6 protein-coding genes are annotated in these 12,648 nt (G+C 68.8%); 3 read left to right on the top strand and 3 right to left on the bottom strand.

Annotated elements, in window-relative coordinates; translation table 11 throughout:
- Positions 1-438: 438 nt before the first annotated feature.
- The 3 genes from CYFUS_RS21715 to CYFUS_RS21725 all read right to left on the bottom strand — a co-directional run bounded on the left by CYFUS_RS21715 (position 439) and on the right by CYFUS_RS21725 (position 9,780).
- Positions 439-3,255 (bottom strand): TonB-dependent receptor, encoded by a 2,817-nt coding sequence (locus CYFUS_RS21715; RefSeq protein ID WP_095986957.1) that lies wholly within the window; start codon positions 3,253-3,255, stop codon positions 439-441.
- Between the two features lie 24 nt (positions 3,256-3,279).
- The gene (locus CYFUS_RS21720; protein WP_095986958.1) at positions 3,280-4,344 is read right to left on the bottom strand and encodes a hypothetical protein; all 1,065 of its coding nucleotides are present in this window, start codon (positions 4,342-4,344) and stop codon (positions 3,280-3,282) included.
- A 366-nt stretch (positions 4,345-4,710) separates the two neighbouring features.
- Entirely contained in the window at positions 4,711-9,780 is a 5,070-nt protein-coding gene (locus CYFUS_RS21725; protein ID WP_095986959.1) for a tetratricopeptide repeat protein, read from the bottom strand.
- A 222-nt stretch (positions 9,781-10,002) separates the two neighbouring features.
- On the opposite strand from CYFUS_RS21725, the gene CYFUS_RS21730 reads away from it, so the two are divergent.
- From CYFUS_RS21730 to CYFUS_RS21740, 3 genes are all read left to right on the top strand, one after another.
- Positions 10,003-10,572: a hypothetical protein gene (locus tag CYFUS_RS21730; RefSeq protein ID WP_157758573.1), complete on the top strand. Its 570-nt coding sequence runs from the start codon at positions 10,003-10,005 to the stop codon at positions 10,570-10,572.
- Positions 10,573-10,783: 211 nt separating this feature from the next.
- Entirely contained in the window at positions 10,784-12,019 is a 1,236-nt protein-coding gene (locus tag CYFUS_RS21735; RefSeq protein WP_198316680.1) for a type IV pilus twitching motility protein PilT, read from the top strand.
- 32 nt (positions 12,020-12,051) lie between these two features.
- Complete coding sequence (locus CYFUS_RS21740) at positions 12,052-12,612, top strand: Wall-associated protein precursor (RefSeq protein ID WP_095986962.1); 561 nt, start codon at positions 12,052-12,054, stop codon at positions 12,610-12,612.
- The last annotated feature ends 36 nt before the right edge of the window (positions 12,613-12,648 follow it).

A 12,648-nucleotide genomic window follows, 5' to 3' on the forward strand; every position in this document is an offset into this window, starting at 1 on the left:
ATAACGCGACACGTCCCCCTCCGGATGCTCTCGAAGGGGTGGGCGTCTGTCGACCGGACTGGCCGCCGGAGTCTCGCTCCGGTGTCCGGGGGCCTGACACGCGCGTTGACCACGAGGGTGTTCGGCAGGCGGAACTCGGAGATTTGCGTGGGATCGTTGGGCGTGCCCGACGTGGTGCCCACCACTTCGTGTCTGTCTATTGAGCGAACATCGCAGTGAATGGCTTGCATTGTGGGCGGCGGCGATGGCGTGGGCCGGCCACGTCGATGGAACTCTACCGCTCGCGAGTCCAGACACCCACTCCCTGGAGCGAGGCATTGGCATGAGGAGCGCCCGGCTCTATAACGCGACACGCCCCCCTCCGGATGCTCTCGGAGGGGGGCGTCTGTCGACCGGACGGGCCACCGGAGTCCTGCTCCGGCGCCCGGCGGCTGGTGACTAGTACTGGTAGCGCAGGCCGAGCTGCACGCGCAGCGGCTGCTGGCGCGCGGACACCTGGCCGAAGTTGTTCACCGCACCCGTGCCGTCCAGGGCCACGAGGCCGGTGCCGCTGCCGAGGTTGAGCACGTTGAACGCGTCGGCGATGAGCGTGAACTTCTGGCCGGTCAGCTCCGAGAAGTCATAGCTGACACGTGCGTTGACCACGAGGGTGTCCGGCAGGCGGAACTCGGAGATCTGCGTGGGATCGTTGGGCGTGCCCGACGTGGTGCCCACGGGCGAGCGCAGGATGTTGCCGGTCAGGGCGAGGTTGCCCGTGTTGTAGCCCTTGATGAGCGGCGTCCCCGAGGCGAAGGTGAAGCCCGGTCCGATGCTCAGACCCTTCCAGGTGTAGGAACCCTGGAACTTGATCTGGTGCCGCGTGTCACCCAGCGCATAGCCCGTGAAGAACTGACGCTGGCGCGGGTTGAAGAACTGGCTGTAGTCCGTCACCTGGCCCATGGAGTCGATGCCCGGACCGTAGCGGTAGGACAGCGTGTAGGCCGCGTAGAACTCCAGCTCGGGCGTCGGACGACCATCCAGGATGAAGTCCACGCTCTGGTACTTGATCCAGTTCTCGTCCGGACGGGTGAACTTGTAGATGGTGGTGGGCTCTCCGTTGACGTAGTCGATGACGCGCGAGCCCGTCGGATCCCAGACCTGGTTGACCTCGACGGCATCCCAGATGTTGGACAGCTGCTTGTAGGTGTACTCGACCGACAGGCCGGTGTTCTTGGCGATCTGACGGCGCAGGCTGACCAGGATTTCGTCCGAGTGCGGCGCCGTGTGGTTCTTGGGGTCCACCAGGGTGGCGCCGGGACCACCGGACGACGAGTCATAGACGAACGTCTTGGAGTCGGGATCGTAGACGTAATAGTTGGTGGTGGCGGCGGGGCTGGCGTTGGCCGCGCCGAGCAGCGACAGGGTCTCGTTGGAGCGACCGTAGAAGGCCGAGAAGATGGTCTTCGAGTCGCGCGTGAGATCGAGCACCGCGCCCAGGCGGGGACCGAAGCCCACGAGCTGGCCGGCCACGCGGCCCGAGGCGTCCTTGGTCACGCCGTGGTCGAAGCGCAGACCGGGCATGATGGTGATCCAGTCCACCGGCTTCCAGCGATCCTGCACGTAGAGGCCGTAGCCCATGCCGCGCTCGATCGTGTTGTAGTCGGGGGTCGTGTAGTAGTAGTCGCAGCCGACGCCCGTCTCGAGGTCGTTGCACAGACCGGCCTCGCCCGCGGGACCGCCCGAGTCGACGTAGTAGCGTCCGCCGGGCATCCTGTAGCTGTAGCGGCGCTGGATGATGCGGCCCTGGAAGCCGGCCTGGGCCTCGTGGCGCTGACCGAACAGGGTCGTGCGATGCGCCACGGACAGGTCCGTGCTCAGCGTGTAGCGCGCGTCCGCGCTATCCGTGCCGTAGTTGTACCAATACGTGTTGTCGGTGGTGTTGCGGTGCCGGGGACGATCGGGATCGTACGTGAGGTCCGCATTGCCGTAGGCGTCCCGGATGGCGTCCAGGTTGAATCCGCCGTAGATGCCCTGGGGCCCGGAGGCGATGGTGTTCGTCTGGGCACCGACCATGGCCTTGTAGGTCGTCTCGGCCGTGGGGAAGTATTCCCACGTGAGGTTACCGAGCCATCCGCCCTGGGACTGGTAGCGGGCGGCGAACGGCATCTCCCGGTTGGCGGTGACTCCGCTGAAGTCGGCGAAGGCGATGGTGGTGGGGTCGGTCAGGCCGGACAGGGTGACGCGGCTGCGCGGGCCCGGGGCCCACGTGAGCTTGCCGCGCAAGTAGTGACCGACGTACTCGCGGTTGGGCGCCTGGAGGTTGAGCGGCGGGCCCGCGGGGGAGGAAGCCTGGGCGTTGCTGTACTGGTAGGACAGCGCGAACCAGAGCTTCTCCTTGAGGATGGGGCCACTGACGTTGACGTTGCCCTGGTAGCTCTGGGTGGGCGGGCGGACGGTGACGTTGAAGGGCTTGTAGCCCTCGTACAGGTTGGCGCCGAACTGCGACGGCAGCGACAGGCTGTAGTGGTTGCCGTAGAGCGAGCCGTCGATGTGGAACTCATCCGAGCCCTGGGCCGAGATGAGGTTGATGACGCCGCCCATGGCGTTGTACTGCGCCTCCATACCGCCGGTGATGATGGAGAAGGAGGAGATGGAGTCGAAGTTGATGTTGGCCGAGAAGGTGTTGGTCACCGGGTCGGTGATGTCCAGGCCGTCCACCAGGTAGCGGTTCATGATGGAGCTGGCGCCGCGGACGTCCGGGTTGCCGCCGCCGCTCACACCGGCCACCTGCTGGGTCACGTTCTGGTAGCTGCGGCCCGAGGCGATCTTGGACTGGCCCGTCGCGGAGAGGACGGCGCCGGACTGGGTGGACTCGGGACGGGTTCCGGGCGACTCGTACTCGACGACGATGTTCTCCTCGGCGTCGGACTCCACGTTCCACGTCACGTTCAACGGGCTCGTCTCACCCTGGCGAACCACGAGCTTGCGGGTGATGGGCTTGATGCCCTCGAGCTCGAACTGGACGAGGTACTCACCGGGAGGCAGGTCGGTGGCGAGGAAGTAGCCATCCGGGGCGGTGGCGAGCGTCTTGGCGCCGCCGATGAGGGCGGGAGAGGTGAGGGTGATTTTGGCGCCGGGCAGGGGGGCCTGGGTGCCCGCCTCGCGCAGCCGGCCGTCGATACGGCCGGTGAGGACGTCCGCGCCGAACGCCGCGCCGGAGCCGCCGAGGGACAGCGCGAGCGCGAGATGCAACCACTTGTTGTTCCTGGATTTCATGGGTGTTTGTCTTCCGGGCTCGCGCTATTCGAGTTGCAGGCAATAGACGTAGGGGTCACCAGCGGGGGATTTGTTCCCATAGGCGCGGGTCGGGGGCTGGACGGTGGCGCCGTACAGGGTTTCGATTTCCGCGGCGCTCTTGGGCAGCTGGGCCGCGGTGAGCGGACCGCCCGCGTCATAGGTGACGACCTCGCACACGGGCGAGTAACCCGCCTCGCCACGCCGGGCCGTGAGCACGTCATAGCCCTGGCCGACGGTCACGGCGCGGTTGGTGGTCCCCACCGTCACCGGGGAGCGGGGGTAGTACACCCGCTGCGTCCCCAGCCTGCCGTCCGCCGCCTTGGGCACCTCTCCACCGTCGAGGTAGGCCAGGAGGTACTGGTTGTACCAACCCCACTTCTGGAGGCCGACGCCGGTGCTGTTGTTGGCGTTCTCACCCACGTGGTAGACGGCCGCGCCCGGCTCGATGATGGCGAAGGCGAGGAGGGTGCCGTCGGAAACACCCACCTGCTTGCCCGTGACGGGCGCGGGAGCGGTGAGATTGAGGTCCACCTGCTGACCGGCGCGCTTGACGAGGGCGGGCTCGCTCTTGATGGCCTGGCAGCTGGCGCTCTTGGAGGTTACCGGCACGCGCGAGACGAGGGGCACGTAGCTCCAGTTGGCGGGCTCGGCGCCCGCGGCATACGAGGCGCTCGGCAGCGCGCTGAAGATGACGCCCTGCTGGGACAAGTCGACCGCGTCGCGGACGGCATCGAACTCATAGCCCGCGGGCGCCGTGCAGCCGTCGAACACGTAGGCGTTGGGCTTGGGCGCGGCGGTGGAGCTCGCCGCGGCCAATGGATTGGTGGCCGAGAGCTGAGTGGGGGAGAACGGGAATATGAAATGCTCGGTCGCCGTTCCCTCCACGTAGGCGCGAGCGGCCGTGAAGCGGCCAGCGCCCGCGAGCTGTCGGTTGCCACCGGTGCCCAGGTACTGAGGCGGAAAGTTTATCGGGTCGACCGGACCCGCGTTGAACTCGTCACCTTCCCACCGCTCATAAGGATTGCAACCGCCCAGCCCCATCAGGGCGAGCGAGAGCGGGATCACCATCCGCTGCACTCTCATCAACAGCCTCCCGTCACGAAGGGTCGGCGTGAGCGCGCACGCACGACGGCCCTGTCCGTCCCCTCGCGAGCTATCTCAACTGGCTTTGCTTGGTTTTCCGGACCACCCCTCCGGCGGTCCGGTGGACCCCAATTACTTGGAGTCCACTCCCGATTGGAACGGGAGTGCGACATTGGATTGATACAGGAGCGTTATCCCACTTGTAAAGGTGGATGGCCGACAAAAACCGACGAGGCCCCTTGCGGGCCCGAAGTCCCGTTCCTGGACGCTACCGCGTGACAGGAACAGTCGAGGATTTCACCTGGGTAGTGGTGTCCTGGTCTACCCAGTGGACCCCGACGAGAGCCCAGCTCACGGCAGGGACAGGCCGAGCCGCTGGCGCAGGCGCAGGAAGTCGTCGCCGAGCACGTAGGAGAGCAATTGCTGCAGATCGGCGCGCTCGCGCAGGGCCTGGAGCAGCGGCTCGGTGTGGTCCAGGCGCGAGTTGGCGAAGTTCGGATCCTCCTTGAGCACGAGCGAGAGGCCCACCGACACGTCTCCGCACAGGAGCGCGCCCGCGCGGTCCGCCGACAGTGCGAGGCCCTCGAGAATGGGCGTCAGCTCCACCTTGGATTGGGGACCCAGCTCCAGCGCGGCCGGCTCCAGCGCCTTGAGTGCCTTGCGCGAGTAGGCGCGGCGGTACTGCTTCACCAGCTCCTCGTTGTTGCGCCCCAGCGCCGTGAACTGCGGGGCGAAGATGCGCACCGAGTTGCCGAACAGATCCAGGGTCTCGCCGCGCGACAGCTTGGAGAGCACCGCCGTCTTGTTGAAGAGGCCCATCACCGTGCGGCCGATGAGGAACTTCTGCTCGCGGGCGTTGAAGCGGCGCACCACGTCCTGGCCCACGCACACCGCGAGCGGCTCTCCCGTCTCCAGGGCGAGCAGTCCGCGGCGCGACTGGTACACCTCGAACTCCTCCACGCCGAACACCTGCGCCACGGCGCGCACGGCCTTGAACACGGCGTGCTCGGGCTTGAGCTTGTCGTCCTTGCGGTTGACGCCCAGCAGCTCGAACTGTGGCGGGTGCAGCTTGCCGAGCTGATCTCCCACGGCCCGGAGCACCTCGAGCAGGGGCCCGCGCGCGGACGGGTGGGTGAGCGCCGTGTCGAGATCCGCCACGCTCAGCCGCTCCTGCGTCTCCAGGGGCAGGCGGTTGCGCATCTCCGTGTAGAAGACCGCCTCCGCCTCGTTCGTCGCCCGCAGGAAGTGCAGCACCGACGCGGCGCAGAAGGCCTTGTCGTTCTGCTTGAGGCCCTCCCACAGCCGGAAGAGCGCGTGCAGGCTCTCCACGCGCGTGGGCTCCAGGCGCAAGAGCTGCCGGTGCTCCTCGATGGCGAGCTGCGCCGACGCCGCGTCGCGCATGTACAGGTTGGCGAGCGCCGCGCGCGCCGCGATGTTGCCCGGCTCGGTCTCCACGATCTGTCGGTAGAGCGTCACCGCGCGCGCGGGCTCGCTCAGGGGTCCCGCGCTCAGGTCGGCCACCTTCAGCCGCAGCGTGACCGCGCGCTTGCTGTCCCCCGCGCCCTGCGCCTGAGTGGACTGGGTCTCCAGCATCTGCGACAGCTCCGGCAGCTTGCCGGCGCGCTCGTACAGCGTCGCCAGCCGGTCCACGAGCGTCATGTCCCCCGGGCTCAGGTCCAGTGCCTGGCGGTAGAGCACGGAGGCCGTGGCGAGATCCCCCAACCCCTGCTCATGCACCTGCGCGAGCGTCACCGTGTGGCGCGCGCGGTCGGCCACCGGCAGCTCCAGCTCCAACAGCCGTTGCAGGCAGTCCATCGTCCCCGTCCAGTTGCGCACCTGGAGGAAGAGCGTCGACAGGCGCTCGAGCACCTCGACGTTGTGCGGCAGGGCCTCGCGCGCGGCGTGCAGGTGCACGGCGGCATGGCTCGGCTCGGCCAGGTGATCCTGATACAGCGCGCCCAGCGTGAGGTGCATCCTCGCCACGAGCGCGGGATCTCCTCCGAGCTCGACGCGCTGGGTGAGCGTGGCGGCGGCCTCACCGTAGCGCCGGTCCTCCAGCAACAGGTGCGCGCGCAGCTCCAGGGCCTCCGGGAGCGTGGGCCGCAGGGACAGGGTGCGCTCGAGCAGCGCCACGGCACGTGCCCGGTCTCCCACGCCCGTCAGGTACGTCTTCGCCGCGTGGAGCAGGGCATCGGCGGCCGCGTCCGTGTCGCCCTGGGCCAGCCGCGCCTCGGCGCGCCGCTCCTGCATCAGCGCCAGATCTCCCGCGCCGCCCCTCGCCGCCAGCAGCTCCTCCAGACCGGCGGTCGCCGTCGCGTCCAGGGGATCGCGCTCGAGCGCCTTGCGGTACAGGGAGATGGCGCCGTCCGCGTCCTGGAGGGCCCCCGCGGCGAGCCGGGCCGCGGAGATGAAGGACTCGATGGCACCGCGGGGATCGCGGCTGGCGTTCGCCTCGCTCTCCAGCAACACCCGGGCGGAGGCCGCGTCGCCCCGGCGGGCCAGCACGCGCCGCAGACCCTGAAGCGCGGGCAGACACTGCGGCTGCAACTGCAACACCGCGCGGTAGGCCTGCTCGGCGCGCAGCGGGTTGTTCAGCTTGCCCTCGTCCAGGTCCGCGCAGCGCAGCATCAACTGCACGCGCTCCATCTCGTCCGTCACCACCTGGAGCCGGCGCAGGTACAGCTCGGACAGGCCGGCCGCGTCACCCGCCTGGCGCAGGGCGCGCTCCAGGCCGAAGGTGAGCCGCACGTCGCGGGGATTGGTCGCCACCGCCTGCCGCAGCGCCTCGAGGTCCACCCCCTTGTCCAGGTCCGCCGCGGCGTTCACCCGCAGCGCGAGCCCCAGCCTCGGGTCCTTCACCAGCTCGGACAGGCGCAGGCGCAGCTCACCGCGGCGCGCCCGGTCTCCCGCGCGGATGCGCTCGAGCGTCTTGAGGGCGGACAGGTGGCCGGGCTCCAGCGCGAGCACCGCCTCGCAGCACTGGGCCGCGCGCGCCGGCTCCTGGAAGTGATCCAGGTAGAGCCGCGCGAGCTTCATGTACGCGGACACCTTGGCGCCCGCCGTCTGGCCCATCTGCGTCTCGCGATCCAGCAGCGCCACCAGCTCCTTCACGTCCTCGTCCGCGAGGAAGAGCCGCTCCAGGGCACGCAGGGTGGCGGTGTGGCCCGGGGCGAGGCGCAGCACTTCCTGGAACACCTCGATGGCCATGTCCGGCCGCTTGAGCTGATCCTCCCAGATGGTGGCCGCGTGGTAGAGCGCGTTGGCGCGCTCCATGGGATCCGTGCGGTTGGCGGCCTCCGAGCGCAGCACCTCGATGAGGCTCTCCCACGCGCCCTTGGCCTTGTAGAGCCGCGCGAGCGCGCGCAGCGCCGGGAAGTGGCTGGGGGCCAGCGTGAGCACCTCCTGGTAGGAGGCGACGGCCTGACTCTCGTCCTTGAGGCGGTGCTCGTACAGCTCGCCAATCTTGTGGATGAGCGCCGCGGCCGCGTCCGGGTTGGTGGAGAACTCCGCCTCGGTGCGGTACATGCGGATGAGCTGCTCCCACTTGCCCTCCTGCGCGTACAGCCGCCCGAGCGCCTTGAGCGCCGGCAGGTACGAGGGCATCAGCGTGAGCACGCGCTCATAGGCGGCGATGGCGCCGGGGCGATCCTTCAGGTGCTCGTCGAGGATCTCCGCGTTGCGGTGGTAGAGCGCGAGCACCTGCTTGGTGTCTCCCACCAGCGACGCCTCCAGCTCCTGGTTGCGCAACAGCTCCGGGAAGTTCCCCGCGCGCTCCAGCAGCCGCGACAGGTTGCGCACGCTGGGCAGATGATCCGGCGCCAGGTCGAGGATGCGCCGCATGCACTCGATGGCGTGCGCCAGGTCGTTGAGCCGCTCCTCGTGGATGACAGCCACCTTGTTGAGCGTGTCGATGATCTGCTCGCGGTCCTGGGTCTGCAGCAGATCCTGCTCGTACATGGCCACGAGATCGGCGAAGCGGCCCTGGCGCTCGTAGAGGCCGATGAGGGCCTTCTGGGCGGGGAAGTAGCCCGGCTGGACCTGGAGGCAGGCGGTGTAGCGTTGGATGGCCTCCTCCTGCCGGTTGAGCCGCTCCTCCATCACCTCGGCCGCCTTGTACATGCGCGCGGCCTTCTCGCGGGGCTCCTGGGTGGCGGCGGCCTCGGCGTCGAAGACGGAGACGAGCCCCTCCCAGTTGCGGGTGCGGAAGAAGAGCTTGCCCAGGCCCGCGAGCGCCGCGGCATGGCCGGGGATGCGCGCGAGGATGGCCTGGTAGCGGGCGATGGCGTCCGCGTCGCGCTTGAGGTCCTCCTCGTACAGCGCCGCCAGCCGCAGGTTGATGGCCACCAGCTCGCTCTCGTCGCCGATGCAGCCCACCCACGCGAGCAGCACGTCCGCCAGCTCCTCGAAGCGGTGGCGCGTCTCGTAGATGTTGGCCAGCGCCGAGAGGATGAGCGACTCGTTGGGGCTCACGCGCCGCGCGTCGAGCAGCGCCGCGAGCGCCTCCTCCTTGCGCCCCAGCCGCTCGTACATCTTGCACAGCTGCAGCCAGGCGGGCGCGCCCTGGGGCCCGAGCACCTCGGCCTCGGCGGTGAGCACCTCGAGCAGCTCCTCGGCGCGGCCCTCGCGCACGGCCACGCGCTTGAGGGCGTTGAGCAGCAGGGGATCCGCGCTGTCCAGCCGGAAGGCCTCGCGGAAGCACGCGGCGGCTTCTCCGGTGCGCTTGAGGCGCTCGTCGAGCACCAGGCCCGCGGCGGTGAGGTAGTGGGCGCGCAGCGCGGGCGTCTCCAGCGCGGCGGCCAGCAGCCGGTACACCTCCACGAGCGCGGAGTGGTCATTGCGCGCGGCGTAGAGCGCCTCGAGCTGGGTGAGCAGCGCCGGATCCCGCGGCTTGAGCTCCAGACACTGGGCGAAGGCGGTACGGGCCTCCTCCGCGCGCCCCAGCCGCTCCTCGAGCAGGCTGCCCTTCTCGAAGAAGAGGGCGGCGCGCTCGGAGGGCTCCTCGGTGGCGTTCAGCTCCGCCTCGAGCAGCTGCACGGCCATCTGCCAGTTGCCCACGTCGGCGAAGAGGCGGCGCGCGGCGCGGATGTTGGAGAGGAAGCGCGGGGCGATCCGGTAGGCCTGGTTGTAGGCCATGGCCGCGTTGCGGGGATTCTTGAGCGGGTCCTCCCAGAGCCGGCCCATCTCGTGGAAGAGCAGGGCGGCCTGGGGCTCGGTGCCGAGCGCCCGCGCCTCGCGCTCCAGGCTGGCGATGCGCTCCCGGGCGTCCTGCTCGGGGCTGGAGGCGGCGGACGGCAGTGCGCCCAGGTGGGAAGCGAGGGCCTCGGAGACGGCAGGGCGGGAGGGGGCCTGCACGGTGGGGATCGCGGAAGCACCCGTGGTGCTCCAGGTGGGCGACCTCGGCAGTTCGTTGCGCTCGCTCATGGGAAAGCCCTCTCCGACAGGGAAGAAGCGTGGCCGATGGGCTACGGGCCGGCGGGGGTCGTACCATGTGCTTGCCAACCCCCTCAAGTTCCCGACTTTCTTGGGGTTTCACTCGTCGTCTGACTGCTCGCCGGGTGGCCTGGCACGGCGCGCGGAGCCTCCGGGTGGAAGCCGTGTAGAGGGGAGCCGGAGCGCTGAAACCCCTCGACTCGGAGCGGAAACATGACTCGGAAGTGGTTGCTGCTGTGGGTGTCCCTCGCGTGTGGCGCGTGTGCCCGGTCCTCCCCGGCCCAGCACCCTGGCGGCGAGGCACCTCCGGGCATGGCGTTCACGTCCTCACTCGCCGTGTTGCTGGAGCACCGGGAGGAGCTGGCGTTGACGCCGTCCCAGGTGGAGCGCTTCGAGCAGCTCGACTTCACCCTGCGCGAGAAGAACGCCGTGCTCCAACACGCGCTCGAGTCCTTGCGCGTCCAGGCCAGGAAGAACAACCGGCCCTGGCATGGGGGCTACCAGGGCGGAGGGAGCCATGACGTCCACGGTGGCAAGGGCGGCTCCATGAGTGGGCCCGCGGACGAGGACCAGCAGAAGCTGCGGCGGCGCGAGCGGTTGGAGCGCATGGAGGCCACGCTGCGCGCGATGCAGGACAATGACTCGCAAGCCTACCTCGCGGCGGAGGGGCTGATGACCGACGCGCAGAAACCCCGGGCCCGGGAGCTTTTCTCCCAGGAGCGAGAGAAGCTGCTCAAGCAGCTCGACGCCATGCATTACCAGATACGCAAGGGCGACTACTGATGAAGTCGGCAGGCGTCGGTGTTCTTCGGGAGTAACCTTCACGACATCGGTGAAGGCGGATGTCCCGAGAGCTGATCCAGACAAAATGTCGGTCTCCCCATGCCTGCTCCGGACATCCCGGCACGAGCAGGGTGTTTTCCGGCCTCCGTGGACCGAGGGCTGGGACACGGCATGTCGGTTGCTTGAGGTGTCCTGGCAGGAGGGAGCCGCCGTGAAACTCGAAGCCGTCATCCGGCTCGCCCGTGAGCAGGGGGCGAGCGACATCCACCTCGAGGGTGACCTGCCCCTGGCGCTCCGGGTGCGCGGAGCACTGCGGCTCGTCGGGGATGCGATCCCGGCCGCGACGCTCCTCGCGATGGCTCGCGAGCTCATCGGCGACTCGGATTGGTCCGAGTTCCTCGCGCGCGGCTCCCATGATGAGTCGCGCACGGTGGAGGGGCAGCGCTGCCGCATCAACCTCCTGCGCAGCGCTCGAGGCGTGGGCTTCGCCATCCGCCTGCTGTCCTCCTCCCAGGCCACGTTGAAGAAGCTCAACCTCCATCCCGAACTGCGCCGCCTCGTCGAGTCGCCCCACGGCCTCGTCCTGGTGTGTGGTCCCACTGGCGTGGGCAAGACGTCCACGCTCGCGGCGCTGCTGCAGGAAATCAACCTCCACGAGGCCCGGCACATCATCACCGTGGAAAGCCCCATCGAGTACGCCCTGGTGCCGCGCCAGTCCTTCATCCGCCAGCGCGAGGTGGGTCGGGACACGCCGTCCTTCGCCCAGGCGCTCGTGGATGCACTCCGGGAGGATCCAGACGTCCTCATGGTCGGGGAGATGCGCGAGCCGGAGGTGATGCGGCTGACATTGAACGCGGCGGAGACGGGGCACCTGGTGCTCGCGACGGTGCACTCCGCGAGCACCAGCGAGGCGCTCCAGCGCGTGGTGTCCGCTTTCCCCCCGGAGATCCAGGGCGCGGTGTGCAACCAGCTCGCGGACTGCCTCGTCGGTGTGGTGTGCCAGCGATTGCGCTACCGTCCGGACCTGGGCATCCGTATCCCCGAGTGCGAGGTGCTCATGGCCAGCACCCAGGTGAAGAGCCTCGTGCGTCAGGGCTTCTTCTACAAGCTGCCCTCGGCCATCGAGACGGGCGGCGCCGACGGCTCCTGGACGTTCACGCGCTATGGGGAGTGGCTGGGCCGCAAGACGGATTGGCACCTGCCTTCCGCCGCGGAGGACGCGCCCTCCGAGCCTCCCGCCGCGCCCGTTCCGCGGCTCTCCGTGCCGCCTCCGGCCCGGCCCGAGCCCCTCCCACGGCCACCCGCGTCCAGGCCGAAGCGCGCCACGCGGGAGGCCACCCCGTCTTCCCCTCCAGCGGAGGAGGGCGTCTTCGTCATCCAGGAGGAGAAGGACCTGACGGACATCCTCCGGGAGCTCGAGCGCGGGGGCACGGGAAGCGAGGAGTAGACCCGCGTGGGGGGCCTGGCTCAGGATGCCCCATGCTCTCGAGCTTGTTGCTGGTGGTGATGATGCAGGTGGCTTGTACGCCCGGCGAGATGTCGCTGGTGTGCAACTGCAAGCAAGGCATGGTGAGTGCCTGCGTGGCTCTCGTGGGGAACGACGCGCGCAGGGCCGCCCAGGTGTTGGAGGAGGTACAGGCGGTACTGGAGCAGGCCTCGCTGATGGAGGGGAAAGAGGAGGAGAACAAGAAGCAGCAACTCCAGGCGGCGGCGGAGTCCTTGTCCCAGGCGCTGGGCTCCTCCGAGCCGCCCCAATGCAAGGGCCAGAATCACCACCTCATCTCCCGGCCCATCGCCAAGGGATTGGAAGACCACGCCACGCTCAAGGGGCTCTACCAACCTCGGGACTCACGTTTCGTTTCTCGGGCCAAGGACGAGCAATCGCACTGTGGCTACCAGGACTGGCACCGCAAAGTGGACGAAGAAGTCGTTGAGTGGCTCAAGGAGCACCCCAAGGCAACACCCAAGGAGTTCATGACCAAGTTGCGTGACATCTACAGCCGCCCGGAGATGAGAGCGAGGTTCCCCTATGGCTTCTGAAGCCCCGGGCTCCCCTCGCTTCTTCGTCCTGGAAAA

This window comes from Cystobacter fuscus, from assembly GCF_002305875.1.
Classification (GTDB): domain Bacteria; phylum Myxococcota; class Myxococcia; order Myxococcales; family Myxococcaceae; genus Cystobacter; species Cystobacter fuscus_A.

Excerpts from the sequence above, each read along its gene's own strand:
- CYFUS_RS21725 (WP_095986959.1), bottom strand. The coding sequence starts at position 9,780 with ATGAGCGAGCGCAACGAACTGCCGAGGTCGCCCACCTGGAGCACCACG.
- CYFUS_RS21715 (WP_095986957.1), bottom strand. The coding sequence starts at position 3,255 with ATGAAATCCAGGAACAACAAGTGGTTGCATCTCGCGCTCGCGCTGTCC.
- CYFUS_RS21740 (WP_095986962.1), top strand. The coding sequence starts at position 12,052 with ATGCTCTCGAGCTTGTTGCTGGTGGTGATGATGCAGGTGGCTTGTACG.
- CYFUS_RS21730 (WP_157758573.1), top strand. The coding sequence starts at position 10,003 with ATGACTCGGAAGTGGTTGCTGCTGTGGGTGTCCCTCGCGTGTGGCGCG.
- CYFUS_RS21720 (WP_095986958.1), bottom strand. The coding sequence starts at position 4,344 with ATGGTGATCCCGCTCTCGCTCGCCCTGATGGGGCTGGGCGGTTGCAAT.